A 26,602-nucleotide genomic window follows, 5' to 3' on the forward strand; every position below is an offset into this window, starting at 1 on the left:
GGGAGCAGACCTACCCCCATGAGTGCGACGAGCCCGCTGCCGGGCGAGGATGCCGACCTGGACGCGCTGGCCGCCGTCTACCACCGCGACCTCGACCTGGACGCGCTCGACGCCGACGCCGCCCGCGCGACGCTGGACCTCCTGCGGGCCCACCGCACCCTGGCCGCACGGCGGGAGCCCGGGCGCACCCTCGTCGACGTGCACGAGCGCCCGGACGCCGCACCGGTGCTGCTCGTGGTCACCGACGACGTGCCGCTGCTGGTCGACTCCGTCACCGCGCGCGTCGAGCGCGCCGGGGCCCGGCCCGGCCGGCTGCTGCACCCCGTGCTGCGGGTGAGGCGCGCGGCCGACGGGACCCTGCTCGGGGTCGCCCCGGCCCGCACCCGCCCGAGCCCCGACGACGCGGGCGACGGCACAACGGCGCTGGTCGAGTCCTGGATCGCGCTCGAGCTCGACGTCCGCGACGGAGACGTCGACCTCCGCGCGCTGCAGGACGGCGTGGGCGAGGTGGTCGCCGCCGTGGGTCGCGTCGTCGACGACACCGCCGTGATGCGCGAACGGCTGCTCGACCTCGCCGAGCGCCTGCTGCCCGCCGACGCCGCGACGGGCCGCGGGGACGGGGCCGCCGCCGACAGCACCGACGGGGGCGCGGCCGAGTCGGCCGCGCTGCTGCGCTGGTTCGCCGCCGGGCACTACTCGTTCCTCGGCTACCGCCGCTACGACGTCGACGCGGCGGGCACCCGGTCCGCCATCGTCGGCAGCGGGCTGGGCGTGCTGCACGCCGACCCCGCCCCCGACGACCCCGACGGCCCGGCCGACGCGGTCCACCGCTCCGCCCCGGGCGCGCCGCAGCTGGTGCTGACCTCGGCGTCGGTCCCCGCGACCGTGCGGGGCTCGACCGCGCCCTACCTCGTCGGCATCCGGGAGACCGACTCCGCGGGCCGGGTCACCACCGAGCACCGCTTCGTCGGGGCGCTGCCCGTCGCCGCCCTGCACGAGGACGTCCTCGACATCCCCGTGCTGCGCCGGCGCACCCGCGAGGTTGTCGCCGCCGCGGGCCACGACCTGGACTCGTTCTCCGGCCAGGAGCTGCTCGAGGTGGTGCAGACCTACCCGCGCAGCGAGCTGTTCGCCATCGACACCGACACCCTGCTGCGCACCGTCACCGCGGTGTCCTCGCTCGACGCCGCCACCGGGGTGCGGCTGTTCCTGCGCCCCGACGACCTGGGCCGCTTCGTGTCCTGCCTGGTCTACCTGCCGCGGGACCGCTACTCGACCGAGGTGCGGGTGGCCACGCAGGACCTGCTGCTGCGCGAGCTGGGCGGCACCACCCTCGCCCACGCCTCGCGGGTGGGGGAGTCGAGCTCGGCCGTGCTGCACGTGACCGTGCAGACCCCCCGCGGCGGCCCGCCGCCCGAGGGCACCGAGGCGCGCCTCGAGGCCGAGATCGCCCGGCTGGCCCGGACCTGGGACGACCGGCTGCTGGAGCGGGCCGGCAGCAGCGGGGGCACCGCGGCGCGCCGCGCGCAGACCTGGGCGCGGTCGCTGCCGGAGGCCTACAAGGAGGACTTCGACGCCGAGCGGGCGCTGGCCGACCTGACCCGGCTGCAGGCCCTCGGCGCGGACGACCTCGACCTGGCGCTGTACCGCAGGTCAGACGCCGCGCCGGGGGAGGCCCGGCTGACGATGTACGTCACCGGGGACGCCGTGCCGCTGAGCCGGGTGCTGCCGGTGCTGCAGTCCATGGATGTCGAGGTGCTCGACGAGCGCCCGTACGCGGTGACCCGGCCCGACGGTGCCCGCTGCTGGATCTACGACTTCGGACTCGCCGTCGCGCCCGAGCTGCTGGCCGACGACCAGCTCGGGGCCGTGCAGCAGCGCTTCGCCGACACCGTCGCCGCCGTGTGGCGCGGCGAGGCCGAGGCCGACCGGTTCAACTCCTTGGTGCTGGTGGCCGGGCTGACGTGGCGGGAGGCGGCCCTGCTGCGCGCCTACGCCGCCTACCTGCGCCAGACGGGCCTGCCCTACAGCCCCACCTACGTGCCCACCGTGCTGCTGGGCACCCCGCGGGCGGCCCGCGCGCTGGTCGAGCTGTTCACCGCCCGGTTCGACCCCGAGCAGGGCCTCGACGCCGAGGCCACCCAGCCGCTCGTCGACGAGGTCAGCCGGCTGGCCGACGAGGTCACCAGCCTCGACGCCGACCGAATCCTGCGCTCGTACCTGGCCCTGGTCCGCGCCACGCTGCGCACCAGCTACTTCGTCCGCGACGCCGACGGCCGGTCCCGGCCCTACCTCTCGCTCAAGCTCGACCCCCGCTCGGTGCCCGGGCTGCCCGAGCCCCGGCCCCGCTTCGAGATCTTCGTGCACTCCCCGCGCGTCGAGGGCGTGCACCTGCGCTTCGGCGCGGTCGCCCGCGGCGGGCTGCGCTGGTCGGACCGCCTCGAGGACTACCGCACCGAGGTCCTGGGCCTGGTCAAGGCCCAGGAGGTGAAGAACGCCGTCATCGTCCCGGTCGGGGCCAAGGGCGGGTTCGTCGTCAAGCGCCCGCCCGCCCGCACCGGGGACGCCGCCGCGGACCGGGAGGCGACCGCGGCGGAGGGCACCACCTGCTACCGGTGGTTCATCTCCGGCCTGCTCGACCTCACCGACAACCTCGACCCCGTCAGCCGTGAGGTGATCCCGCCGGAGGGCGTGGTGCGCCACGACGGCGACGACACCTACCTCGTGGTGGCCGCCGACAAGGGCACCGCCAGCTTCTCCGACACCGCCAACGAGGTGGCCGCGTCGTACGGCTTCTGGCTGGGCGACGCGTTCGCCTCCGGCGGCTCCGTCGGCTACGACCACAAGGCCATGGGCATCACCGCGAAGGGCGCGTGGGAGAGCGTGCGCCGCCACTTCCGCGAGCTCGGGGTCGACGTGCAGCGCGACGACACCACCGTGGTCGGCGTGGGGGACATGAGCGGCGACGTCTTCGGCAACGGGATGCTGCTCAGCGAGCGGATCGGCCTCGTCGCCGCGTTCGACCACCGCCACGTCTTCCTCGACCCCACCCCCGAGCGGGACGCCTCGTTCGCCGAGCGGGCCCGGGTGTTCGGCCTGGGACGCTCGTCGTGGGCGGACTACGACACCTCGGTGATCAGCGAGGGCGGCGGGGTGTGGCCGCGCACGGCCAAGTCGGTGCCCGTCTCGGCGCAGGCCCGCACCGCGCTGGGCCTGCCCGACGACACCACCTCGCTCACCCCGCCGCAGCTGGTGCGGGCCATCCTGCTGGCGCCGGCGGACCTGCTGTGGAACGGCGGCATCGGCACCTACGTCAAGGCCGCCGGCGAGACCCACGCCGAGGTGGGGGACAAGGCCAACGACGCGGTCCGGGTCGACGGCCGCGACCTGCGGGTCCGGGTGGTCGGCGAGGGCGGCAACCTCGGCCTGACCCAGCGCGGCCGCATCGAGTACGACCGGGCGGGCGGGCGGGTCAACACCGACGCCCTGGACAACTCCGCCGGGGTCGACTGCTCCGACCACGAGGTCAACATCAAGGTGCTGCTCGACGGGCTTGTCACCCGCGGCGAGATCACCGCCCGCGAGCGGGTCGACCTGCTCGAGGAGATGACCGACGACGTCGCGCGCCTGGTCCTGGCGGACAACGTCGAGCAGAACGAGCTGGTGGGGGTCAGCCGCACCCTGTCCGTCCCGCTGGCCGGGGTGCACGCCCGGCTCCTCACCGCCCTGGAGCGCGACCGCGGGCTGGACCGTGAGCTGGAGGTGCTGCCCTCGCGCCGGGAGATGGCCCGGCTCGTCGAGCGCGGCGAGGGCCTGAGCTCGCCGGAGACCGCTACCCTGATGGCCCACGTCAAGCTCGCGCTCAAGCACGAGCTGGCCGAGTCCGACCTGCCCGACCTCGACGTCTTCACCGGCCGGCTCCCGCTGTACTTCCCGACGGCCCTGCGCGAGCGGCACCCCGCCGCGATCGCCGCGCACCCGCTGCGCCGGCAGGTCATCACCACCATGGTCGTCAACGAGCTGGTGTGGTCCGGTGGCATCTCCTACGTCTTCCGCGCGGCCGAGGAGACGGGGGCGTCGACCACCGACGTCGTCCGGGCGCACGCCGCCACCACCGAGATCTTCGACGTGGCGAGCCTGCAGGCCGACATCCGTGCGGCCGGGGCCACCGCCCCGGTCACCGCGACCGACTCGCTGAGCCTCGAGCTGTGCCGGCTGCTGGACCGTGTGGTCCGGTGGCTGCTGGCCAACCGGCCGCAGCCGTTGGCGGTCGGCGCCGAGATCGCCCGCTACCGGGACCGGGTCGCCGAGCTCGCCGCCGGGGTGCCGGGGTGGCTGCAGGGCGCCGAGGCCACGTCGGTCGAGGAGCAGGCCCGGGGCTGGGAGGACGCGGGCGTGCCGGCCGCCCTGGCCCGCCGCACCGCGGCCCTGCTGCACGCCTTCGCGCTGCTCGACGTCGTCGACGTCGCGGACGTCACCGACCGCGAGGACCGGGAGGTCGCCGAGCTGTACTTCGCCCTCTCCGAGCACCTCGAGGCCGACCGGCTGCTCACCGCCGTCACCGGCCTCGAGCGCGGCGACCGCTGGCACTCGCTGGCCCGGCTCGCGCTGCGCGACGACATCTACGGCTCGGTGCGCGCGCTGACCCTCGACGTGCTGCGGGAGAGCGAGCCGCAGGAGAGCGCGGCGGAGAAGATCGAGCAGTGGGAGCTGGGCAACCGCTCCCGGCTGGCGCGGGCCCGCACCACCCTGGGCGAGATCGCCGAGCGGGGCACCTACGACCTCGCCACCCTCTCGGTGGCCGCCCGCCAGGTGCGCAGCATGGTGCGCGGCGCCGCGTCCCGGACGGGGCTCGACGCGTGAGCGGGCCCGGCTTCCGCACCGCCGTCGTCGTCCGCTGGTCGGACATGGACGCCTACGGCCACCTCAACCACGCCCGCACCGTCACCCTGCTCGAGGAGGCGCGGGTCGCGGTGCTCTTCGCGCCCGGCCAGCCGCTGGCCACCCTCGCCGCGGGGGTGCTGGTGGCGTCGCTGTCGGTCCGCTACGCCGGGCAGCTCGTGCACGCCGACTCCCCGCTCGAGGTGGAGATGTGGGTGTCGCGGCTGCGTGCGGCGGACTTCGACCTGTCCTACGAGCTGCGCCCCACGGGGGTGGGCGTGGACGTCGCGCCGTCCGTCGCCGCGGTGACCCAGCTCGTCGCGTTCGACATGGCCACCCAGCGGCCCCGGCGGTTCAGCGCCGCGGAGAAGCAGGCCCTCGCGATGGCCCAGCGGTGAGCGCCGGGCACGGCGGGCGGCTGCTGCGGGTGCACGACCGGGCCGAGCGCGACGACCTCGCCACCTTCGTCGGCCGGGTGGTGCGCCTGGACGACGCGGCCGTCGTGCGGCTGCGCCGCCGGGCCGCGGGCACGGTGGCGGTGTACGCCTCCACCGGCTTCGACGCCCTCGCCGCCCGCGTGGTGCGCGCCGACCTCGAGCCCGCCGACACCACCGTCAACGCCACGGACCTGCTCTCCGCCCTCGCCGTGGGGCGGGCCGACGCCGTCGACCCCGGGTTCGCCGTCGACGCCGCCTGGCGCTCCGCGCTGCCGCCGGAGGACGGCTTCCACCACGTCGACGACGTGCCCGCCCGGGTGCTGGCCGAGCTCGCCGAGCGGGGCGTGGCCCTGGCCCGGGAGCACGCCGGGCCGCAGGGCCCGCCGCCGTCGCTGCTCGACCAGGCCGTGCTCACCGTGGCCGGGTCGGCCGCCGACGGCGGCGCGGTCAGCGTCGAGGTGCCGATGCGGTGCGTGTTCGCGCTGCAGGGGATGGGCTTCGTCGGGGAGGACGCCGGCACCGTCGCGGGCGGGGGTGACGCGCTGGTGCGGGTGCGGGCCAGCGCGGGGTGGCTGCGGCTCGACGCCCGCTACGGCTCGGTGCTGCGCCGGCGCCACCCGCAGCTGCCGCTGCTCATCGCCTGAGCCGCCCCGCTCAGGCCAGCCAGGCGGCGGCGTCGGGCGGCAGCGCCCCGTCCACGAGTGGCGCGCTGGCCAGCAGCAGCTCACCCGGGGGCAGCGGCACGGGCGCGTCGGAGGCGTTCAGCGCGCACACCAGGCCGCCCCCGCGGCGGCGGAACGCCAGGCACCCCTGCGGCGCGCCGTACCACTCCACCTCGTCGCCGCGGAACGCCGGCCGGGCGGACCGCAGCTCGAGCGCCTCCCGGTACAGCGACAGGGTGGAGGCCGGGTCCTCCAGCTGGGCCTCGACGGTGAGCGGCGCCCACTCGGCGGGCACCGGCAGCCAGGTGTCCGGGGTGTCGGAGAACGCGAACGGCGGGGCGTCGCCCTCCCACGGCACCGGCACGCGGCACCCGTCGCGGCCGCGCTCGGTGTGCCCCGAGCGCTCCCACACCGGGTCCTGCAGCACCGCCTCGGGCAGCTCGACGTTGGGCAGGCCGAGCTCCTCGCCGTTGTAGAGGTAGACCACGCCGGGCAGCGCCAGCTCGACCAGCAGCATGGCCCGCGCCCGGGCGGTGCCGACCTCGCCGCCGCCGTAGCGCGTCACCTGGCGCACCACGTCGTGGTTGGCCAGCGCCCACGTCGGGGGAGCGCCCACCCGGGCCACGGCGGCCAGGGAGTGGTCCACGGCCTCGCGGACCGCGTCGGCCTCGAACGGCACCTGTGCGAGCCGGAAGTTGAACCCGAGCTGCAGCTCGTCGGGGCGGACGTAGCGGGAGAAGCGCTCGTCGTCGTCGACCCAGATCTCGCCGACGGCCATCGCGCCGGGGTACTCGTCGAGCACGGACCGGATCATCCGGTGGATGTCGTGCACCCCGTCCTGGTCGAAGCGGGGGTCGCCGTCGACGTTGGCCAGCAGCCGGGTCTCGGTGGGGTCCATGTCGGGCAGCCCGTCGGGCTTGGCCATCCCGTGGGCGACGTCGATCCGGAACCCGTCGACGCCCCGGTCGAGCCAGAAGCGCAGGGTGGTGGCCAGGTCCTGCGCCACCTCCGGGTTGGTCCAGTCGAGGTCGGGCTGCTCCGGGGCGAACAGGTGCAGGTACCACTGGCCGGGTCGGCCGTCGTCGGTCACCCGGGTCCAGGCCGGCCCGCCGAAGGTGGACGTCCAGTTGTTGGGCGGCTCGTCGCCGTCGGGCCCACGGCCGTCGCGGAACAGGTAGCGCGCCCGCTGCGGGCTGCCGGGGGCCGAGTCCAGCGCGGCGCGGAACCACTCGTGCTGGTCGCTGGTGTGGTTGGGCACCAGGTCCATGGTCAGCTTCATGCCCCGGTCGTGGGCCTCGGCGACGAGGGCGTCGAGGTCGGCCAGCGAGCCGAACAGCGGGTCGACGTCGCGCGGGTCGGACACGTCGTAGCCGTGGTCGGCCATGGGGGAGCGCATCACGGGGGAGAGCCACAGCGCGTCCACCCCGAGCAGCTCGAGGTAGCCGAGCTTGGCCCGGATCCCCTCGAGGTCGCCCACCCCGTCACCGTCGGAGTCGGCGAACGACCGCGGGTACACCTGGTAGAACACGGCCGAGCGCCACCAGTCCTGCGGGGACCCCGCGGCGTCGCTCGGGCCGTCCGCGGTGGGGGACGGGTCCTGCTGCAGGTTGGTCACGGGTCGTCATCCTGCCAAAGCGGACGACCCGGCGTGGCCGGGCGGCCGGTGGCGCGTCAGCCGGGGGTGTTCACCATGGAGTGCGCCGCCATCTCCAGGTAGTCCAGCAGGGCGCGGCGGTGCTCGTCGTCGAGCCGGTCGGGCCCGACGGAGGCGACCGCGGCGTGGATGGCGGCCAGCCAGGCGTCGCGCTCCCGGGAGGCGATGCGGAACGGGTGGTGGCGCATCCGCAGCCGGGGGTGGCCGCGCTCGTCGGAGTAGGTGCGCGGCCCGCCCCAGTACTGCTCGAGGAACATCCGGAAGCGCTCCTCCGCGGGGCCGAGGTCGTCCTCCGGGTAGAGCGGACGCAGCACCGGGTCGTGGGCGACCGTGGCGTAGAAGTGCGCCACGATGTCGCGGAACGTGTCGTGGCCGCCGACGGCGTCGTAGAAGGTGGTCGGCCCGTCGGGGCTGGTCGGTGAGGTCATCGTGGCCCCATCCTGCCCGCCGCCGCCCCGGCGGGCGCGGTCCGGCTCACGGCGACGGGGTGGGCAGCCCACCCAGGGGGCGGCCCTGCGGGTAGGGCGGGCGGATGCCGCGCTCGTCGAACTCGTCGAGGATCCGCTGGTTGAGGGTGCGCTGCACCGCCCACTGCTTGCCCGGCTTGACCTTGACGGTCAGGCGCAGCGTCACCGTGTCCGCGGTGACGCTCTCCACCCCGAGCACCTCCGGCGGGGCGAGCACGAGCTCGGCCAGCGGTCCCTCGGTGACCGAGGTGGTGGCGGTCTCCAGCGCGACGTCGGAGGCATCGTCGACGTCGGTGGTGTGGGCCAGCGGCAGGTCGATGACGGCGACGGCGTAGCCCTGGCTCTTGTTGCCGATGCGCTGGACCTCGCCGTTGCGGACGTACCAGACCGTGCCGGGCACGTCGCGCAGCACGGTCACCCGCAGCCCGACCGACTCCACGACCCCGGTCGCCTCCCCGGTGTCGATGACGTCGCCCACCCCGTACTGGTCCTCGAGGATCATGAAGATCCCCGAGAGGAAGTCGCGGACGAGGTTCTGGGCGCCGAACCCGAGCGCCACCCCGACGATCCCCGCGGAGGCGAGCAGCGGCGCGATGTCGAGGCCCAGCTCGCGCAGGACGTAGATCACCGCGAACGTGAGCACGACCACCGAGGTGATCGACTTCAGCACCGAGCCGATGGTCGTGGCCCGCTGGGTGCGCCGCTCGTGCTGCATGGCCGCGGTGCGGCCGCGGTCGTCCACCCGGGTGCCCCGCTCGCGCAGCGGCCGCAGCAGGGCGGGGCGCGCGCCCAGCGAGGGCGGGCGGGTGAGCCGGTCGATGGCGCGGTGCGCGACGAGCCTGACCACCACGGCGACCACGACGATGACGACGACGGTGATCGGCTTGCGGATCAGCCACTGCTGGGCCAGCTCGGACAGGCCGAGGACGGTGGGGTCGGCCAGCGTGGCGGAGAACGGGTCGAAGATCGGGGAAGGCACGGCCACCACCGTACCAAGGTCCACTGTGGACATCGGGCCCCACGGGACGCCGTCGACCCTCCTCACCTGCTGTTCACCGACGGATCGCCGGGCGGACGCGTGCGCGCGGGGCCCGGACCTGGTTCAGTGGGGGCGTCTCCACGGAGGTGGTGCGTGACCGGACGACAACCCAGGTCGAGCGGGTCCCGGCAGGGCCGGGTGCCGCGCTCCGTCGTGCCGCTCACCCGGGGGCCGGCGGGGGTCGAGGCGCCACCGGGTCCCCCCGTGGTCTCGGAGGACGCGGTACCGGCCTGGGTCAAGCGCCGGGTCCTGCTGCTCAACGCCACCTACGAGCCGCTCACCGCCCTGCCGCTGCGACGGGCGGTGGTCCTGCTCGTGTGCGGCAAGGCCGACGTGGTGCACGAGGACCCGTCCGGCCTGGTGCTGCACTCCGCGGGCCGCAGCGTGCAGGTGCCCTCGGTCGTCCGGCTGCGCACCTACGTCCACGTGCCCTACCGCGCCCGCATCCCCATGACCCGGGCCGCGCTCATGCACCGCGACCGGTTCCGCTGCGCCTACTGCGGCGGCAAGGCCGAGACGATCGACCACGTGGTGCCGCGCAGCCGCGGCGGCGAGCACTCCTGGGAGAACTGCGTGGCGTGCTGCGCGGACTGCAACCACCGCAAGGCCGACCGGCTGCTCGCCGAGATCGGCTGGACCCTGCGTGCTGCGCTGGTGCCGCCGAAGGGTCGGCACTGGCGGCTGCTGGCCTCGGCCACCGAGCTCGACCCGTCCTGGTTGCGCTACCTCGGCGAGCCCGCAGCCTGACGCTGCGTGACCGACCGGTGCGTGGGCTGGCGCCGTTCTCGCAGATCCAGTCACCCTGGGTGTCGGTGTGGTGGTGCTGGGTGAGAGTCGCGGTCCGGCTGGGCGGGGCCTGCCGCCGCGGCTAGCGTGGCGCGGGTCGGGCTCGCAGGCCGCCCGCGAAGCCGGGGGGTGGGTCGTGCTGGAGGTGTCGCCGCGGGCCCGCGGCCGCGGGTTCGCCGTGCTCACCGCGAGCTGGGTGGTGTCGCTCACCGGGGACGGCGTGCGGATGGTGGCGCTGCCGCTCACCGCCGCGCTGCTCACCAGCAACCCGCTGGCCGTGACCGCGGTGGCGGCCGCGGAGCTGCTGCCGTGGCTGCTGCTCTCCCTGCCCGCGGGGGCGCTGGTCGACCGCTGGGACCCGCGCACCGTCGTCGTCGCCGGCCACCTGGTGCGCGTCGTGCTCTCCCTCGCCCTGGCGGCCGCGCTGCTGACGGGCTCGGCCGGCATCGCCGCGCTCTGCGTCGCGGCCTTCACGCTCACCGTGGCCGACACGTTCGCCGACGCCGCGCAGCAGGTGGTGCTGGTCCGGCTCGTGCCGCGCCGACGGCTGACCTGGGCCAACGCCCGGTTCCGCACCGTCGAGACGCTCACCCTGGTGACGGTGGGACCGGTGCTCGGCGGTGTGCTGGTCGCGGTGTCCCCGGGCCTGGCGTTCGCCGTGGACGGGGCGACCTTCCTGGTCGCGGGCCTGCTCGGCCTGGCCCTGCCCCGCTCCCGGCGCGCGCCGGCGCGGCCCGGGCGGGCGGTGCTGGCCGACCTGACCGCCGACGTCCGGGAGGGCCTGGCCGTGGTCGTGCGCACCCCGGTGCTGCGGGTGCTGGCGGGCACCACGCTGGCCGCCTCGGTCGCGGTGGGCGGGGTCAACGCGATGCTGGCCCTGTTCGCCCTGGACACGCTCGGCCTCCCCGTCGCGACCGTGCCGCTGCTGCTGGTCGGGCAGGCGGCGGGGGTGCTCGTCGGCGCCCGCACCGTCACGGGGCTGGTGGCGCGCCGCGGGGACGGCCCAGTCCTGGTGGCGGCGCTGGTGCTGACCGGGCTGGCCTTCGCCGTCGTCGGGCTGGCCCCCGTGGTCGCGGTCGTCTTCCCCGCCTACGTGGTGAGCGGCGTCGGGTTCGGCTGGTGGAACGTGGCGGTCGCCGCGCGCCGCCAGCGGGTGACGCCGGACGCGCTGCAGGCCCGCGTGGCCAACGCCAACCGGACCGTCGGGTGGGGGGCCATGCCGCTGGGCGCGGGCGCGGGGGGTGGCGTGGCCGCGCTGCTGGGCCAGCCGGCCGTGTTCGTGGCCGGGGGAGCGCTGCTCGTGGTGGCGGCGCTGGTCGCGCGGCCGGGGCTGCTGCGCCCCGCCCGGCCGGGCGAGGTCGAGGCGGCTGCCCGGGCCCGGTGAGGCGCGCGACCCGACGGGTGCGACGGGCGCCGGACCCACTACGGTGGCGGCCGTGACCATCGTGGAGACGCTCCTCGTCTACGTCGTGATCCCGGTCGGGTCCCTGGTGCTGCTCGCGGCGGTGACGATGGCCCGCAGGCCCCACCGTCCCGTGCGCTACAAGCCGGGCCAGGAGTGGGACCACCCGCCGGTGTGGTGGACGGCCAACCCGGCCGGGCTGCCCGCCGGGAGCGACGCCCAGCCGCTGCGCGGTGGCGCCGACGTGGTCGGGGGTGGCGCACGTGGCACGTGGTGAGCAGACCTCCGGCGAGCTCGCCCGGCGCGAGCGCAACCCGGAGACGCGTCGGGAGGCCCTCGCGGAGGACCCCCGCGTCTCCGAGGTCCGCGAGCTGCACCTGGGCGAGGCCGAGGTCGGCACCGGCCGCATCTCGGCGGCCCGCCAGCCCGGTGACCACGGCCGGCCCCCGCTGTTCAGCGTCCCCCAGCTCGCCCGCATCGACGAGGCGCTGACCTTCGCCGAGCGCGACACCGGCGTCCACTTCTCCGTCTACCTCGGTGAGCTGGGGTCCGACACCCGCGCCCGGGCCGAGGAGCTGCTCTCCGGCCTCGGGGACACCGCCCCCGACTCCGTGGTCGTCGCCGTCTCGCCCGGTGAGCGCGTCGTCGAGGTCGTCACCGGGGCCCACGTGGCGCGCCGGGTCACCGACCGGGGAGCGCGGCTGGCCGTGATGTCGATGGTCACCTCCTTCAAGGAGGGCGACCTCATCGAGGGCATCCTCGGCGGCCTGCGCATGCTCGCCGACCAGGCGGGCCACCGCACGAGCTGACCGCGGGCCACCGCACGAGCTGACGTGCCCGCCCGTGACGACGGCGCCCCCCGGACCTGCTGGTCCGGGGGGCGCCGTCGTCGGTGCGGGCCTACCGCGCGTCGGCCTCGCGCGCGGCCAGCGAGCGGACGATCCCGGCGCGACCCTCGCTGACGAGGCGGCGCAGCGCGGCGGGGTGGTCGCCGGCGAGGAACTCCTCGGCCCGGTCGGCGGTGGCCTGCTCGACCGACCACGAGGGGAACAGCCCGACGACGACGGCCTGGGCGCGCTCGGAGGAGCGGCGCGCCCAGATCCCGGCGACCTCGTCGAAGTAGCGGTCGACGTAGGGCGCCAGCAGCGCGGACTGCCCCGGACCGCTGAACCCGGAGATGACCGCCCGGGCCACGGTGTGGGACAGGTCGTCGTCCACGGTGGCCTGCTCCCAGGCGTGGGCCTTGGACTCCGCCGTCGGGCGCAACGCCGCGGCGCGGGCCCCCTGGCGACGGCCGGCCGACGTCGGGTCGCGCTGCACCTCGGCGTCGATCTCCGGGGTGTCCAGTCCGTCGGCGTCGATGCGGCCGTGCGCGGCGAGGCCCTGCACCAGCGACCAGCGCAGGTCGGTGTCCACCGTCAGGCCGGGCAGCCCCTGCTCGGCCGGGTCGCCGTCGAGCAGGCCGCGCAGCACGTCGAGGTGGCGGTCGGCCAGCGCGGAGCCGGCGAGCGAGGTGGTGAACGCCAGCTGCGCGTCCGAGCCCGCCTCGGCGCCGCGGGCCAGCTCGAGCAGCCGGTCGGCCAGCTCGGGGCGGCCGGTCTCCTCGGCCCACGTCGGGTCGGCGTAGCTGGCCACCGCGGTCTGCACCTGCAGCAGCAGCCGCGAGACCACCGCGATCTCGGTCTCCCGGCCCACCCCGCCCTGCACCAGGGCGGCGAAGTCCCGGGCGCGCATCTCGGCGTCGCGGGTCATCTCCCAGGCCGCCGACCAGCACAGGGTGCGGGCCAGCGGGTCGGCGATGTCCGCGATGCGCCCGACGAGGGTCGCCAGCGAGCGCTCGTCGAGGCGCAGCGAGCAGTAGGTGAGGTCCTCGTCGTTGACCAGCACCAGGTCGCCCGCGGGCACGCCGACGAGCTCGTCGACGCTCGTCCGCTCGTCGGTGACGTCGAGCTCGGCGCGGTGGGTGCGGACCAGGGCACCGGAGCCGTCGTCGGCGTAGACGCCCACGGCCAGGCGGTGGGTGCGCAGCTCGCCCTCCCCGGGGGCGGCGCCGCCCTGCACCACGGTCACGGCGGTGTAGGTGCCGTCCTCTCCGACCTCGAGCTCGGGGCGCAGCGTGTTGAGCCCGGTGGTGCGCAGCCACTGCGCGCCCCAGTCCGACAGGTCCCGGCCCGACGCCTGCTCCAGCGCGCCCAGCAGGTCGGAGAACTCGGCGTTGCCGAAGGCGTGCTCGCGGAAGTACGCGCGCAGCCCCTCCAGGAACGACTCCAGCCCCACGTAGGCCACGAGCTGCTTGAGCACGCTCGCACCCTTGGCGTAGGTGATGCCGTCGAAGTTGACCTCCACGGCCTGCAGGTCGGGGATGTCCGCGGCCACGGGGTGCGTCGAGGGCAGCTGGTCCTGGCGGTAGGCCCAGGACTTCTCCACGGTCGCGAACGTGGTCCACGCCGAGGTGTACTCGGTCACCTGGGACTGGCACAGCACCGAGGCGAAGGTGGCGAAGGACTCGTTGAGCCACAGGTCGTCCCACCAGCGCATGGTGACCAGGTCGCCGAACCACATGTGCGCCATCTCGTGCAGCACGGTCTCGGCGCGGCGCTCGTACTGGGCGTGGGTGACGCGGCTGCGGAAGACGTAGTCCTCGAGGAACGTGACGCAGCCGGCGTTCTCCATCGCGCCCGCGTTGAACTCGGGCACGAAGCACTGGTCGTACTTGCCGAAGGCGTAGGGGACGCCGAAGTTCTCGTGGTAGAAGCCGAAGCCCTGCTTGGTCTCGGCGAACAGCCGCTCCGGGTCCATGAACTCGGCCAGCGAGGCGCGGCAGTACAGGCCGAGCGGGATGTCGCCGTGGGAGTCGGAGTAGGTGTCGGTCCACGACGCGTAGGGCCCGGCGACGAGGGCCACGAGGTAGGTGCTCATCACCGGGGTGGTCGCGAAGACGTGGCGGGTGGCGTCCCCGGCGGCGTCGGTGGTGGCGACCGCGGCGTTGGAGAGCACGGTCCAGCTGCTGGGCGCGGTGACGGCGACGTCGAAGGTGGCCTTGAGGTCGGGCTGGTCGAAGCAGGCGAACATGCGCTTGGCGTCCGCGGTCTCGAACTGGCTGTAGAGGTAGACGGCGTCGTCGGTGGGGTCGACGAAGCGGTGCAGGCCCTCACCGGTGTGGGAGTACTCCAGCTCGGCCTCGACCACGAGCTCGTTGTCCGCGGCGAGGTCGGTCAGCTCCAGGCCCTGCTCCTCGTCGTAGCCCGAGACGTCGAGCTCGGTGCCGTTCAGGACGGCGCGGCGCACGCTGCGGCCGACGACGTCGACGAACGTCCGCCCGCCCGCCGTGGCGGCGAAGCGGACGGTGCTGGTGGAGGCGAAGGTGGCGGTGCTGGGCGCGCCCGCGCCGTCGGTGAGGTCGAGCTCGACGGAGTAGGACGCCACGTCGAGCAGCGCGGCGCGCTCGCGGGCCTGGTCGCGGGTGAGGTTGGGAGCGGTCATCTGGCCATCCCATCACGGCGCACCGACACCCTGCCGGGTGCGGGAAGAGGCCGGGCACCGGTGTGGTTGGACCTGCCATGACTGCTGCGACTGACCTCACCGGCTCCGGACCCCAGCCGACCGACGAGACCCCCGACACCGGGTCGTCGCGGGACCGGGTCGACTTCTGGTTCGACCCGCTGTGCCCGTGGTGCTGGATCACCTCCCGCTGGGTCCTCGAGGTCGAGAAGGTCCGCGACATCGACGTGAACTTCCACGTCATGAGCCTCGCCGTGCTCAACGAGGGCCGCGACCTCCCCGAGAACTACCGGGAGATGATGGGCAAGGCGTGGGGCAACGTCCGGGTCGCGATGGAGGTCCAGCGCGAGGACGGCGACGCCAAGCTGGCCGAGCTGTACACGGCCATGGGCACGCGCATCCACAACCAGGGTGAGCAGGACTGGCCGAAGGTCGTGCGGGACTCCCTGGCCGAGGTCGGGCTGCCGGCCGAGCGGGCCGAGGCCGCCGACACCGACGCCAAGGACGACGAGCTGCGCGCCAGCCACCACGCGGGCATGGACGCCGTCGGTGACGACGTGGGCACCCCCACCATCCACATCAACGGCGTCGCGTTCTTCGGCCCCGTGCTCTCCCGCATCCCGCGCGGCGAGACGGCAGGGAAGGTCTGGGACGGCGCCGTCGCGCTGGCCTCGTACCCGCACTTCTTCGAGCTCAAGCGCAGCCGCGACGAGGACCCCGAGTTCAGCTGAGCCCAGCCGGGCGATGATCACGGGCCCGCTGTCGCTCCCGCACCCCGGGTAGCGACACCGGGCCCGCGATCGTCCCCGGGGCGCTCAGACGACGATCCGCATCGGGGTGCCCCGCGCGTCGGGCTCGCCGCCCAGCACGTCCGCCGTGCCGGCCGCCCAGCGCCGCGCCGACCAAGCGCAGGCCACGGCGTCGAGCACGTCGTCCAGCGCCGGGCCCGGGGGCAGGTCGGCCAGCCCGGCGGCCAGGTCGCACCACCGTGCCAGCGCGGCGACCCGCTGCCCCTGCCCCCGGGCGGTCTTCTTGCCGACGAAGGCCACGCCGGGGGCCAGCGCGCGCAGAGACAGCTCCGGGTGGGTCTCCACGACCCGGGCCGGGTCGGGGCCCACCTCGTCGAAGTCGCGGATGCCCGGGGTGATGAACCAGGTCTGCTTGCTGATCGCCTTGCCCGCCACCGCCCGCGACACCGCGCACGCCTCCGCGTAGGTGCCCGCGGCGAGCACCGCGCGGGCGGGGGTGGGGAACACCGACGAGGCCGCCCCCGAGCCGCCCGCCGCCCGCAGCCGGCGCCGGGCCACCGGCTCGCACGAGCGCACCGCGTCCTCGGCCAGGCCCAGGGGCACGTCGACGCCCACGGCCGCCCGGTCCCCGGTCAGCGCCAGCACGCCCGACGCGTCGTCGGCCGTGGTGAACCGGACGCGGCGGCCGTCGAGCAGGCACACCACCCAGCGCCCGGCGAAGCCGTCGACGCCGGCGACGCGGTGGCCGGGTGGCCGGGCGGTGGCGCTCACCTGCGAGACTGTAGGCATGCGCGTCTACCTCGCCGCCGACCACGCGGGCCTGGAGTTCAAGGCCGAGATCGTCCGGCACCTCACCGCGGCCGGGCACGAGCCGGTGGACTGCGGGGCCCACCACTACGACCCGGTCGACGACTACCCGTCGTTCTGCGTCGAGGCGGCGCGGCGCACCGTGGCCGACCCCGGCAGCCTCGGCCTCGTCCTCGGCGGCTCGGGCAACGGTGAGCAGATCGCGGCCAACAAGGTGCCCGGCTGCCGCGCCGCGCTCACCTGGTCGGTGGAGACCGCGCAGCTCGCCCGTCAGCACAACGACGCCCAGGTCGCCGGCATCGGCGGCCGGATGCACACCCTGGAGGAGGCGCTGGCCATCGTCGACGCGTTCCTGGCCACCCCGTTCTCCGGCGAGGAGCGTCACCAGCGGCGCATCGACCAGCTCAGCGACTACCAGCGGACCGGCACCCCGCCGCCGCTGCCCCCGGACGCCGCCCCGGCCGAGCAGCAGTAGCGCCGTGCCCGAGGGCCACACCCTGCACCGGCTGGCCCGGGACCACCAGAAGCACTTCGCCGGGCAGACGATCACGTCTCCAGCCCGCAGGGTCGCTTCGCCACCGGCGCCGAGCTGGTCGACGGCCGGACCCTGCTCAAGGCCGAGGCGTGGGGCAAGCACCTGTTCCACCGCTACGGCCCCGATGCCGTGGTCCACGTCCACCTCGGGCTGTACGGCAAGTTCGAGCCACACCTCGGCGAGGTGACCGAGCCGCGCGGGGCGGTGCGCATGCGGATGGTCGGCGAGGAGCGGTGGACCGACCTGCGCGGCGCCATCACCTGCGAGGTCATCACCGCCGACGACGTGCACGCGGTGACGGCCAAGCTGGGCCCGGACCCGTTGCGCCGCAACCCCGACCCGGACCGGGCCTGGGCGCGGATCGGCCGCTCGCGGGCCCCGGTCGCCGGGCTGCTCATGGACCAGGCCGTGGTCGCCGGGATCGGCAACGTCTACCGCGCGGAGCTGCTCTTCCGCCACCACGTCGACCCCTACCTGCCGGGCAGGGAGCTGGGGCGCTCGCGCTGGGAGCAGATGTGGGACGACCTCGTCGAGCTCATGCGCGTCGGGGTGCGCAAGGGCCGCATCGTCACCGTGCGCCCGGGCGACGACCACGGCGACACCCCCGGCGACCTGCCCCGGGGCCGGCGCGGTGGGCCCCGCAGCTACGTCTACCGCCGGGCCGGCCTGCCCTGCCGGCTGTGCGGGACGACGGTGCTCCGCGCCGACCTGGGTGGGCGGAACCTGTTCTGGTGCCCCACCTGCCAGGCCTCCTGAGCACACCGCACCCCGCCGGCCCCACCGGACGCGACGATCCCCCCGGACCGTGGTGCGGTGGTCCGGGGGGATCGGGGAGCGGGCGTGGCTAGCCGACCTTGACGTCGTAGCGGTCGGCCATCATGAGCTTGTCCCACACGGCGACGAAGTCGCGCACGAAGCGCTCCTGGCCGTCGCCGCCCGCGTAGACCTCGGCCACCGCGCGCAGCTGCTGGTTCGACCCGAAGAGCAGGTCGTTGCGCGTGGCGTCGTAGACCTTGGCGCCCGTGGCACGGTCGTTGACCGCGAACGCCGAGCCCTCGTCGTCGAGCTTGGCCCACTCGTAGTCCATGCTCGTCACCACGTCGAAGAAGTCGGTGGAGAGAACGCCGACGCGGTCGGTGAAGACCCCCGTCGCGGACCCGTCGTGGTTGCAGCCCAGCGCCCGCAGGCCGCCGGTCAGCGCCACCCACTGCGGGGCGGACAGGCCCAGCTGCGCGGCCTTGTCGAGGAACATCTCCTCCGGCGCCACGCGGGAGATAGTGGAGAACTCCGGCAGCACGAAGTTGCGGAACCCGTCGACGACCGGCGCCAGCCACTCGAACTGGGTGACGTCGGTCTGCTCGTCGGTCGCGTCGACCCGGCCCGAGGTGAACGGCACCGTGACCTCGACGCCGGCCGCCCGGGCGGCCTGCTCCACGGCCACGCAGCCGCCGAGCACGATGAGGTCGGCCAGGCTGACCTGCACGGCGCTCGCGGCCTGCACCTGCTTCAGCGCCGCGATGACGTCGCCGGTGCGGACGTTGACCTTCCAGTCCTTCTGCGGGGCCAGCGCCAGCCGGGCCCCGTTGGCGCCGCCGCGCTTGTCGGTGTCGCGGTAGGTCACCGCCGCGGAGAACGCGGTGTAGGCCAGGTCCGAGACCGACACCCCGGAGCCGAGGATCGCCTGCTTGAGGGTGTCGACGTCGGCGTCGGCGAGCTGGGCACCGTGGTAGGTGGGCAGCGGGTCCTGCCAGATGAAGTCCTCGGCCGGGACCTCGGGGCCGAGGTAGCGCGACTTCGGGCCCATGTCGCGGTGCGTCAGCTTGTACCAGGCCTTGGAGAACTCCTGGGTGAAGTAGTCGAAGTCGTCGCGGAACTTCAGGCAGATCTCGCGGTAGACCGGGTCGACCTTGAGCGCGATGTCGCTGGTCATCATCATGAGCTCGTTCATCTGGCCCTCGACGTGCGCGTCGGGGGTCTTCGGCGCGTCGGGGTCGACCGGCTTCCACTGGGTGGCCCCGGTGATCGAGTTCTCGATCTTCTCCCACTCGTAGGCGAAGAGGTTCGTCAGGTAGTCGTTGTCCCACTGGGTGGGGTTCGGCGTCCAGGAGCCCTCGATGCCGTTGGTCATCGTGTACTCGGCGAAGCCGGGGCCCTCGGGGTTGGCCCAGCCCAGACCCATCGCCTCGGTAGGGGCGATCTCCGGCGGCGGGCCGATCTTGTCGGCGGCGACCTTGCCGTGGCTCTTGCCGAAGGCGTGGCCGCCCGCGATCAGCGCCACGGTCTCCACGTCGTTCATGGCCATCCGGCCGAAGGTGATGCGGATGTCGACGGCGGAGTCGCGGGGGTTGCCGTTCTCGTTGGGGCCCTCGGGGTTGACGTAGATCAGCGCCTGGTGCGAGGCGGCCAGCGGCTGCTGCAGCTCGTAGTTGCTGTCCCCGGGCTCACCGGTCCAGCGGTCGCTGCGCATGACCATCGCGTCGAACGACTCGGGGTTGCTGTTCTCGATCCACTCCGCACCCCAGTAGGTGGCGTCGTCGGCCTCCCAGGAGTCGCGGCGGCCGCCGCCGAAGCCGGTGGTGGGGAAGCCCATGATCTCCAGCGCGCAGTTGCCGGTGAGGATCATCAGGTCGGCCCAGGACAGCGAGGTGCCGTACTTCTTCTTGATCGGCCACAGCAGGCGGCGCGACTTGTCGGTGTTGCCGTTGTCCCACCAGGAGTTGATGGGGGCGAAGCGCTGCAGCGCCTGCCCCGCGCCACCGCGGCCGTCGGCGATGCGGTAGGTGCCCGCCGCGTGCCACGCCATGCGGATCATCTGCGGGGCGTAGTTGCCGTAGTCGCTGGGCCACCAAGAGACCGAGGTGGTCAGGAAGGTCTTGATCTCGCCCTTGAGCTCGTCGAGGTCCAGGGCGTTGAACGCCGCGGTGTAGTCGAGGTCGCTTAGCGGGTTGGCCGCCGGGCCGTCGCGGTGCAGCTGCTCGACGCGCAGCCGGTCGGGGTACCAGTCGGAGAGGGTGGGCTTGGAGGTGTAGGCGCCGCCGATGGTGTCGCCACCGAAGGGGCACTTGCCCTCCATGACATCGGAGTACTCGGCGTAGTCGGTCATGACGAGTGGGCCTTCCAGTTCGAGGATGGTGCGTGGGACCCCTGGCGCCGCAGCGCAGCCGGTGTCCCCCGGGGCCAGTCTGGCGCGTCGGCGGCCCGCGCGCCGGATTGCCGGGGTGGTCTCCCGCGGCGACCCCCTGCGGGCACCCCCGGGACCCGGACGGCGCCCGCCGGGCCGGGGTGTCGGCGGACCCGCGGCGGGGCCCGCTCGGGCGGAGATCACCTGATCGGGCTAGTTCGATCACCGCCGAACCGCACGCGGCCGCCGGTACTTTTCGAGTGCCTGCAGGCGGCGCGTCCTGCGACCCGCTACCGCTCCCGAGGAGTGCCCCGTGCCCGACCTGAGGACGTCGACCACCCCGCACATCGTGACCGGCCTGCTCGCCGACGTCGGGCCTGCCGTCATCACCTACTACGCCCTGCGCGACGGCATCGGCACCAGCAGCCTCACGGCCAACCTGTGGGCGGCGCTGGTCGCATCCGTGCAGACGGTGGTGTCCGCGGTGCGCGGCGGCCGGCTGAACGCGTTCTCCGCGCTCATGCTCGTCGTGTTCGCCGGGGGCGTGATCGCGACCCTGACCACGGGCGACGTCCGGCTGGCCATCGCGAAGGACGCGCTCATCACCTCGGGCGTCGGACTGCTGTTCCTCGTCAGCCAGGCGGTGGGCCGCCCGCTCACCCTGGACGCGTCCAAGAAGTGGTCGGGCGACGGCGCGGCCGAGCTGCAGCGTGCCTACGACACCGACCCGGAGGTCCGGCACGGCTACAAGGTCGCCACGCTGGTGTGGGGACTGGCGCTGCTGGGGGAGGGCCTGCTGCACGTGGTCCTGACGTACACGCTCCCCGTGGACGTGATGGTGGGGCTGGGCAACGTGATGTGGATCGCCACCGTCGTGCTGCTCGTCCTGTGGATGAACTGGTCGCAGAAGCGCGACGAGAAGGCGTCGGCCGCGCGCGCGGCGTCGACCGCACCGACCACCGCACCGACCACCGCCCCGGCACCCGGGGTGGCCGGTGGCGCGGGCGAGCCCGCGACGACCTGAGGCGGGCCCGCGCTCCCGTCCGGCGGCGACGTCCAGCGGGTCCTACGGTCGGGGGGTCGCCTGAAGCAGGTCGGGTGCCCACCGAGCTCCACCCACCCGATCGAGGAGAACCCCATGGCTGACACCCGACTCGCCGGCATCGCCGCCGGTCTGCTCGCCGGCGCTGCCGGCGCCACCGCCCACGACGCGGTGACCTACCTGTACCAGGCCGTCACCGGCGGCACCTCGCCATCCTCGCCGCGGTCCAACACCCCCGCCGCCACCGCCGAGGGCGCCCAGGGCGGCAGCCCCTCGGCCCCCGACGCGAAGTCGGCCGCCGCGGGCCCGCTCGGCGGCGTGCTCGTCTCGCTCGCCGTCGGTGCGGCCGCCGGTGCCCTGCGCGGGGAGACGGCCACCCCGCCGCAGCCCCTGGCCATGGCCGCGGTCGGTGGCGCCGCCTGGGGGAGCACCCTCGGCGCCGCGTCCGTGACCGGGGCGGCGCGCTCGACCTCCGCGGCGTCGACGGCCGTCGAGGCCGTGAGCCACCTGGCCTACGGCGTCGTCACCGTGCTGACGCTGCACTGGCTGCTCGACCCGCACACCCCGCTCGTGCGCCGCGCCTGAGCGGTCGCCGTACCGCCCGACCCGACCCGCGGGGCTCCCCGAGCCGCGCGGGTCGGAACGTCGGGGGGGGAGGGGAGCGGATGACGGGAATCGAACCCGCGTCATCAGTTTGGAAGACTGAGGCTCTACCATTGAGCTACATCCGCGTGCCGTGGCGCCTCGGGATCGCCGCCGGCGCCACGTGCGGTTCGAGACTGTACCCACCGCCCCCGTAGGATCGTCCGCGCAGGTCGTCACGGGGTGTGGCGCAGCTTGGTAGCGCACTCGCTTTGGGAGCGAGGGGCCGTGGGTTCGAATCCCGCCACCCCGACTCGCGACCCGGGCAGCCACCACCGCACCCGGGTCCGTCCCTGCCCGCGCACGCCCGAGCACGCCTGACCGAGCACGACCATCCCGACGCTGAGGAGCACCGAACGTGAAGAGCACCGTCGAGCAGCTGAGCCCGACCCGGGTCCGGATCAACGTCGAGGTGCCCTTCGACGAGCTGAAGCCGGACTTCGACCGCGCCTACAAGGCCCTGGCCCAGCAGGTGCGGCTGCCCGGCTTCCGCCCCGGCAAGGCTCCCGCCCGCCTCCTGGAGGCGCGCGTCGGCCGCGGCGCCGTGCTCGAGCAGGTCGTCAACGACGCGATCCCGGCGCGCTACTCCGAGGCCGTCACCTCCGCCGAGGTCAAGGTCATCGGCCAGCCGGAGATCGAGGTCACCCGCATCGACGACGGCGAGCAGCTCGCCTTCACCGCCGAGGTCGACGTGCGCCCCGAGATCACCATCCCCGCGATCGGCGACATCGCCGTCACCGTCGACCCGCTCGAGGTCGACGAGGCCGCGGTCCTCGAGCAGCTCGACGCGCTGCGCGCCCGCTTCGGCACCTTGACCGGGGTCGACCGGCCTGTCGCCGACGGCGACTTCGTCACCCTCGACCTGTCCGCCACCGTCGGCGGCGAGGACGTCCCGGACGCCCGCACCACCGGCATGTCCTACGAGGTCGGCTCCGGCCAGCTCATCGAGGGCATTGACGAGGCGCTGGTCGGCATGTCCTCAGGCGACACCGGGGAGTTCACCACCGCGCTGCTCGCCGGCGAGCACGCCGGGCAGGACGCCGTCGTCACCGTCGGCCTCGGCTCGGTCAAGATCCGCGAGCTGCCCGACGCCGACGACGAGTTCGCCCAGCTGGCCAGCGAGTTCGACACCCTCGACGAGCTCGTCGCCGACCTGCGCGAGCGCGTCGGCCGGGTCAAGCAGGTCGAGCAGGCCACCCAGGCCCGCGACAAGGTGCTCGACGCGCTGCTCGAGATGACCGACGTCCCGGTGCCCGACGCCGTGGTGCAGGCCGAGGTCGACTCCCGGCTGCACGACGCGGTGCACCCGTTCGACCACGACGAGGCCGCCTTCGAGGCCTCCCTCGTCGCGCAGGACACCACCCGGGAGGCCTTCGACACCGAGACCCGCGCCGAGGCCGAGCGCTCCGTCAAGACCCAGCTCCTGCTCGACGCGATCGCCGAGGAGGAGGGCACGTCGGTCGACAACGACGAGCTCATGGAGCGGATCATGTTCCAGGCGCAGCGCTACGGCGTCAGCCCGGAGGAGTTCATCCAGCAGGCGCAGCAGGCGAACCAGCTGCCCGCGATCTTCGCCGACGTCCGCCGCGGGAAGGCCCTCGCCGGGGTCGTCGGCCGGGCAACCGTCACCGACACCACCGGGGCGCCCGTCGACCTCGACGAGCTGCTGGGCCGCACGCCCGCCGCCGACGCGGACGCCGACGGGGCCGACGGTTCCGACGACGTCCAGGTCAACGCGGACGGCAGCATCGAGGGCGAGGTCACGGAGACCAGCACCGAGACCAGCACCGAGGCCGGCGCGGGGACCGACACCGCCGAGGCGACCGAGGACGGGGACGCCCCCTCCCAGTCCTGACCAGCAGTCCTGACGCCCACAGCGAACACCGGCCGTACCGGGATTCCCGGTCGGCCGGTGTTCGTTAGGGTCGGGTACAGGCTCGAACGCAGCGTCACCGGCCCCACCCAGCGGCTCGGTGACCCGCGCCCAGGACTGCCCCACACCCCGCACGACCGCACCGGAAGGTAGGCCCCTCGTGACGCCGCAGAACCCCGCCATGCGCGCCGGAACCGCTGGTCTCAACCTCAGCGACTCCGTCTTCGAGCGCCTGCTGCAGGAGCGCATCATCTTCCTGGGCACCCAGGTGGACGACGACATCGCCAACAAGCTCTGCGCCCAGATCCTCCTGCTCTCCGCGGAGGACCCCACGCGCGACATCTCGCTCTACATCAACTCCCCGGGCGGCTCGGTCACCGCGGGCATGGCCATCTTCGACACCATGCAGTTCGCCGAGTGCGACGTGGCGACCTACGGCATGGGCCTGGCCGCCTCGATGGGGCAGTTCCTGCTCTCCGCCGGCGCCAAGGGCAAGCGCTACGCCCTGCCCCACGCGCGGATCATGATGCACCAGCCGTCGGCCGGCATCGGCGGCACCGCGAGCGACATCGCGATCATGGCCGAGCAGTTCAAGCACACCAAGCGCGAGATGGCCGAGCTCATCGCCGAGCACACCGGTCAGACGATCGAGCAGATCACCGCCGACTCCGACCGGGACCGCTGGTTCACCGCGGCCGAGGCCAAGGACTACGGCTTCGTCGACCACGTCATCTCCCGCGCGGCCCAGTCCGGCGGCGTCGCCTCCAGCTGACGCGCCCCCGCGGCCCGCTCGTCCTCACCCCCCAGGAGACCCCATGAGCCCCATCCAGCCCGGCGCGGGCGATCCCGCGCTGTCGCTCCCCAGCTCCCGCTACGTCCTGCCGTCCTTCGTCGAGCGCACCAGCTACGGGATGAAGGAGTCGAACCCGTACAACAAGCTCTTCGAGGAGCGCATCATCTTCCTCGGCGTGCAGGTCGACGACGCCTCCGCCAACGACGTCATGGCCCAGCTGCTCGTGCTGGAGTCCGACGACCCGGACCGCGACATCACGATGTACATCAACTCGCCCGGTGGCTCCTTCACCTCGCTGATGGCCATCTACGACACGATGCAGTACGTCCGTGCCGACATCCGGACCGTGTGCCTCGGCCAGGCCGCCTCCGCGGCGGCCGTGCTGCTCGCCGCGGGCACCCCCGGCAAGCGGATGGCGCTGCCCAACGCCCGCGTGCTCATCCACCAGCCCGCCTCGGGCGGCATCCAGGGCCAGGTCTCCGACCTGGAAATCCAGGCCGCGGAGATCCAGCGGATGCGGCGCCTGCTGGAGACCACGATGGCCCGCCACACCGGTCGCGACGCCGACCAGGTCCGCGAGGACATCGAGCGCGACAAGATCCTGACGGCCGAGGAGGCCAGGACCTACGGGATCATCGACGACGTGCTGCCCTACCGGAAGCTCTCGGCCCAGGCGTAGCGGGCCGTCGGGCCCGGCCCAGGCCTGACACGCCGCGCACCCGGGCGTCCCCCGCGGGCGTCCGGGTGGCGGGCAGGGTGTCGACCGACACGCGGTGGGTCGGCCCCACCGACCGGCTGGTGCCGTGCCCGAGGACCCCCGGTCGTCGGGCACGGCGGGTACGGTCGGGACTCGACCCGACCAGCGACGACGGCCCGGTGCCCCACCGACCGGACCACGACGGAAGCAGGGACAGCAGGCATGGCGCGCATTGGTGACGGTGGCGATCTGCTCAAGTGCTCGTTCTGCGGCAAGAGCCAGAAGCAGGTCAAGAAGCTCATCGCGGGCCCGGGCGTCTACATCTGCGACGAGTGCATCGACCTCTGCAACGAGATCATCGAGGAGGAGCTCGCCGAGGCGGGCGAGGTCAAGCTCGACGAGCTGCCCAAGCCGGCCGAGATCCGGGCCTTTCTCGAGAACTACGTCATCGGCCAGGACACGGCCAAGCGCACCCTCGCCGTGGCGGTCTACAACCACTACAAGCGGGTCCAGGCCGGCGAGAAGGCCCGCGACCCCCGCGACGAGGCCGTCGAGCTGGCCAAGTCGAACATCCTCATGCTCGGCCCCACCGGCTGCGGCAAGACCTACCTCGCCCAGACGCTGGCCAAGATGCTCAACGTCCCCTTCGCGATCGCCGACGCGACCGCGCTGACCGAGGCCGGCTACGTCGGCGAGGACGTCGAGAACATCCTGCTCAAGCTGATCCAGGCCGCGGACTACGACGTCAAGCGGGCCGAGACCGGCATCATCTACATCGACGAGGTCGACAAGATCGCCCGCAAGTCGGAGAACCCGTCGATCACCCGGGACGTGTCCGGCGAGGGCGTGCAGCAGGCGCTGCTGAAGATCCTCGAGGGCACGCAGGCCAGCGTCCCCCCGCAGGGCGGCCGCAAGCACCCGCACCAGGAGTTCATCCAGATCGACACCACCAACGTGCTGTTCATCGTGGCCGGTGCGTTCGCGGGGCTGGAGCGGATCGTCTCCGACCGCGTCGGCAAGCGCGGCCTCGGCTTCGGGGCCGAGGTGCGCTCCAAGGCCGAGGTGGACACGGTGGACCGCTTCGCCGACGTCATGCCCGAGGACCTCATCAAGTTCGGGCTCATCCCGGAGTTCATCGGCCGGCTGCCCGTCGTCGCCAGCGTGACCAACCTGGACAAGGACTCGCTGGTCACCATCCTCTCCGAGCCCAAGAACGCGCTGGTCAAGCAGTACCGACGGCTGTTCGACCTCGACGGGGTGGAGCTCGAGTTCACCCCCGAGGCGCTCGGCGCCATCGCCGACCAGGCCATCCTGCGCGGCACCGGCGCCCGCGGGCTGCGCGCCATCATGGAGGAGGTCCTGCTCCCCGTGATGTACGACATCCCCTCGCGCGACGACGTCGAGAAGGTCGTCGTCACCGAGGACACGGTGCGCGACAACGTGCTCCCCACGATCGTGCCGCGCACGCCGCCGCGCGAGGAGCGCCAGACCAAGTCGGCCTGAGCCTGCGGCCG

At 74.0% G+C, this 26,602-nt stretch carries 21 protein-coding genes, 2 tRNA genes and 1 pseudogene; 17 read left to right on the top strand and 7 right to left on the bottom strand.

The annotated features are described in order from the left end of the window. The first annotated feature begins 18 nt into the window (after positions 1–18). Genes ACYVOF_RS11805 through ACYVOF_RS11815 form a run of 3 tightly spaced genes read left to right on the top strand, consistent with a single transcriptional unit; the run spans position 19 to position 5,962 of the window. Positions 19–4,863, top strand: coding sequence for an NAD-glutamate dehydrogenase (locus ACYVOF_RS11805; RefSeq protein WP_460866675.1), 4,845 nt, complete (start codon positions 19–21; stop codon positions 4,861–4,863). After that, positions 4,860–5,279, top strand: a complete 420-nt coding sequence (locus ACYVOF_RS11810; protein WP_460866677.1) for an acyl-CoA thioesterase — start codon at positions 4,860–4,862, stop codon at positions 5,277–5,279. Before ACYVOF_RS11805 ends, ACYVOF_RS11810 begins: the two co-directional genes overlap by 4 nt. After that, positions 5,276–5,962: a hypothetical protein gene (locus ACYVOF_RS11815; RefSeq protein WP_460866679.1), complete on the top strand. Its 687-nt coding sequence runs from the start codon at positions 5,276–5,278 to the stop codon at positions 5,960–5,962. The genes ACYVOF_RS11810 and ACYVOF_RS11815 overlap by 4 nt, the downstream gene beginning before the upstream one ends. Positions 5,963–5,972: 10 nt before the next feature. Here ACYVOF_RS11815 and ACYVOF_RS11820 read toward each other — a convergent pair whose 3' ends face one another. From ACYVOF_RS11820 to ACYVOF_RS11830, 3 genes are all read right to left on the bottom strand, one after another. Further along, complete coding sequence (locus tag ACYVOF_RS11820) at positions 5,973–7,508, bottom strand: glycoside hydrolase family 13 protein (RefSeq protein ID WP_460866866.1); 1,536 nt, start codon at positions 7,506–7,508, stop codon at positions 5,973–5,975. A gap of 143 nt (positions 7,509–7,651) precedes the next feature. Then, entirely contained in the window at positions 7,652–8,062 is a 411-nt protein-coding gene (locus ACYVOF_RS11825; RefSeq protein WP_460866681.1) for a globin, read from the bottom strand. A gap of 46 nt (positions 8,063–8,108) precedes the next feature. After that, complete coding sequence (locus tag ACYVOF_RS11830; RefSeq protein ID WP_460866683.1) at positions 8,109–9,080, bottom strand: mechanosensitive ion channel family protein; 972 nt, start codon at positions 9,078–9,080, stop codon at positions 8,109–8,111. Between the two features lie 264 nt (positions 9,081–9,344). Here ACYVOF_RS11830 and ACYVOF_RS11835 point away from each other — a divergent pair, with 264 nt between their 5' ends. From ACYVOF_RS11835 to ACYVOF_RS11850, 4 genes are all read left to right on the top strand, one after another. Then, entirely contained in the window at positions 9,345–9,887 is a 543-nt protein-coding gene (locus tag ACYVOF_RS11835) for an HNH endonuclease (RefSeq protein ID WP_460866685.1), read from the top strand. 175 nt (positions 9,888–10,062) lie between these two features. Beyond that, positions 10,063–11,310 (top strand): MFS transporter, encoded by a 1,248-nt coding sequence (locus ACYVOF_RS11840; protein WP_460866687.1) that lies wholly within the window; start codon positions 10,063–10,065, stop codon positions 11,308–11,310. Between the two features lie 52 nt (positions 11,311–11,362). Beyond that, positions 11,363–11,605, top strand: a complete 243-nt coding sequence (gene ctaJ, locus ACYVOF_RS11845; protein WP_460866689.1) for an aa3-type cytochrome oxidase subunit CtaJ — start codon at positions 11,363–11,365, stop codon at positions 11,603–11,605. Next, complete coding sequence (locus tag ACYVOF_RS11850; protein ID WP_460866692.1) at positions 11,592–12,137, top strand: DUF5130 family protein; 546 nt, start codon at positions 11,592–11,594, stop codon at positions 12,135–12,137. The genes ctaJ and ACYVOF_RS11850 overlap by 14 nt, the downstream gene beginning before the upstream one ends. A gap of 91 nt (positions 12,138–12,228) precedes the next feature. Here the strand turns inward: ACYVOF_RS11850 and pepN are convergent, their stop codons facing one another. Further along, the gene (gene pepN / locus ACYVOF_RS11855; RefSeq protein WP_460866693.1) at positions 12,229–14,811 is read right to left on the bottom strand and encodes an aminopeptidase N; all 2,583 of its coding nucleotides are present in this window, start codon (positions 14,809–14,811) and stop codon (positions 12,229–12,231) included. A 77-nt stretch (positions 14,812–14,888) separates the two neighbouring features. Between pepN and ACYVOF_RS11860 the strand changes: the two genes are divergently transcribed. Then, positions 14,889–15,560, top strand: a complete 672-nt coding sequence (locus ACYVOF_RS11860) for a mycothiol-dependent nitroreductase Rv2466c family protein (protein ID WP_460866695.1) — start codon at positions 14,889–14,891, stop codon at positions 15,558–15,560. An 84-nt stretch (positions 15,561–15,644) separates the two neighbouring features. On the opposite strand, the gene ACYVOF_RS11865 is transcribed toward ACYVOF_RS11860, so the two are convergent. Then, on the bottom strand, positions 15,645–16,349 hold the full coding sequence (locus tag ACYVOF_RS11865; RefSeq protein WP_460866698.1) for a DUF429 domain-containing protein: 705 nt from the start codon (positions 16,347–16,349) through the stop codon (positions 15,645–15,647). Positions 16,350–16,365: 16 nt separating this feature from the next. On the opposite strand from ACYVOF_RS11865, the gene ACYVOF_RS11870 reads away from it, so the two are divergent. Both ACYVOF_RS11870 and ACYVOF_RS11875 read left to right on the top strand, forming a co-directional pair. Continuing rightward, entirely contained in the window at positions 16,366–16,860 is a 495-nt protein-coding gene (locus ACYVOF_RS11870) for a ribose-5-phosphate isomerase (RefSeq protein WP_460866699.1), read from the top strand. A gap of 4 nt (positions 16,861–16,864) precedes the next feature. Then, a pseudogene (locus ACYVOF_RS11875) lies at positions 16,865–17,676 on the top strand (Fpg/Nei family DNA glycosylase). Between the two features lie 88 nt (positions 17,677–17,764). Here ACYVOF_RS11875 and katG read toward each other — a convergent pair. Beyond that, a complete protein-coding gene (katG, locus tag ACYVOF_RS11880) occupies positions 17,765–20,023 on the bottom strand; it encodes a catalase/peroxidase HPI (RefSeq protein WP_460866701.1) in 2,259 nt (752 codons plus the stop codon). 331 nt (positions 20,024–20,354) lie between these two features. On the opposite strand from katG, the gene ACYVOF_RS11885 reads away from it, so the two are divergent. Together ACYVOF_RS11885 and ACYVOF_RS11890 are read left to right on the top strand one after the other, a co-directional pair. After that, on the top strand, positions 20,355–21,065 hold the full coding sequence (locus tag ACYVOF_RS11885; protein WP_460866702.1) for a VC0807 family protein: 711 nt from the start codon (positions 20,355–20,357) through the stop codon (positions 21,063–21,065). A gap of 114 nt (positions 21,066–21,179) precedes the next feature. Further along, a complete protein-coding gene (locus ACYVOF_RS11890) occupies positions 21,180–21,668 on the top strand; it encodes a hypothetical protein (protein ID WP_460866704.1) in 489 nt (162 codons plus the stop codon). Between the two features lie 75 nt (positions 21,669–21,743). On the opposite strand, the gene ACYVOF_RS11895 is transcribed toward ACYVOF_RS11890, so the two are convergent. Beyond that, positions 21,744–21,814: transfer RNA gene (locus ACYVOF_RS11895), tRNA-Gly, on the bottom strand. A gap of 90 nt (positions 21,815–21,904) precedes the next feature. On the opposite strand from ACYVOF_RS11895, the gene ACYVOF_RS11900 reads away from it, so the two are divergent. From ACYVOF_RS11900 to clpX, 5 genes are all read left to right on the top strand, one after another. Beyond that, positions 21,905–21,978: transfer RNA gene (locus tag ACYVOF_RS11900), tRNA-Pro, on the top strand. 105 nt (positions 21,979–22,083) lie between these two features. Beyond that, positions 22,084–23,580: a trigger factor gene (tig, locus tag ACYVOF_RS11905; protein ID WP_460866706.1), complete on the top strand. Its 1,497-nt coding sequence runs from the start codon at positions 22,084–22,086 to the stop codon at positions 23,578–23,580. A gap of 199 nt (positions 23,581–23,779) precedes the next feature. Then, complete coding sequence (locus tag ACYVOF_RS11910; RefSeq protein ID WP_460866708.1) at positions 23,780–24,370, top strand: ATP-dependent Clp protease proteolytic subunit; 591 nt, start codon at positions 23,780–23,782, stop codon at positions 24,368–24,370. Between the two features lie 43 nt (positions 24,371–24,413). Continuing rightward, entirely contained in the window at positions 24,414–25,070 is a 657-nt protein-coding gene (locus ACYVOF_RS11915; protein WP_460866710.1) for an ATP-dependent Clp protease proteolytic subunit, read from the top strand. A 240-nt stretch (positions 25,071–25,310) separates the two neighbouring features. Next, on the top strand, positions 25,311–26,591 hold the full coding sequence (clpX, locus tag ACYVOF_RS11920) for an ATP-dependent Clp protease ATP-binding subunit ClpX (protein ID WP_460866712.1): 1,281 nt from the start codon (positions 25,311–25,313) through the stop codon (positions 26,589–26,591). The last annotated feature ends 11 nt before the right edge of the window (positions 26,592–26,602 follow it).

Source organism: Rhodococcus aerolatus (genome assembly GCF_054783215.1).

What these genes read in the sequence shown, in the direction of transcription:
- ACYVOF_RS11805 (WP_460866675.1), top strand. Translation starts at nt 19, where the DNA reads ATGAGTGCGACGAGCCCGCTGCCGGGCGAGGATGCCGACCTGGACGCG.
- katG (WP_460866701.1), bottom strand. Translation starts at nt 20,023, where the DNA reads ATGACCGACTACGCCGAGTACTCCGATGTCATGGAGGGCAAGTGCCCC.
- ACYVOF_RS11825 (WP_460866681.1), bottom strand. Translation starts at nt 8,062, where the DNA reads ATGACCTCACCGACCAGCCCCGACGGGCCGACCACCTTCTACGACGCC.
- clpX (WP_460866712.1), top strand. Translation starts at nt 25,311, where the DNA reads ATGGCGCGCATTGGTGACGGTGGCGATCTGCTCAAGTGCTCGTTCTGC.
- pepN (WP_460866693.1), bottom strand. Translation starts at nt 14,811, where the DNA reads ATGACCGCTCCCAACCTCACCCGCGACCAGGCCCGCGAGCGCGCCGCG.
- ACYVOF_RS11870 (WP_460866699.1), top strand. Translation starts at nt 16,366, where the DNA reads ATGCGCGTCTACCTCGCCGCCGACCACGCGGGCCTGGAGTTCAAGGCC.
- ACYVOF_RS11890 (WP_460866704.1), top strand. Translation starts at nt 21,180, where the DNA reads ATGGCTGACACCCGACTCGCCGGCATCGCCGCCGGTCTGCTCGCCGGC.
- ACYVOF_RS11915 (WP_460866710.1), top strand. Translation starts at nt 24,414, where the DNA reads ATGAGCCCCATCCAGCCCGGCGCGGGCGATCCCGCGCTGTCGCTCCCC.
- ACYVOF_RS11860 (WP_460866695.1), top strand. Translation starts at nt 14,889, where the DNA reads ATGACTGCTGCGACTGACCTCACCGGCTCCGGACCCCAGCCGACCGAC.
- ACYVOF_RS11910 (WP_460866708.1), top strand. Translation starts at nt 23,780, where the DNA reads ATGCGCGCCGGAACCGCTGGTCTCAACCTCAGCGACTCCGTCTTCGAG.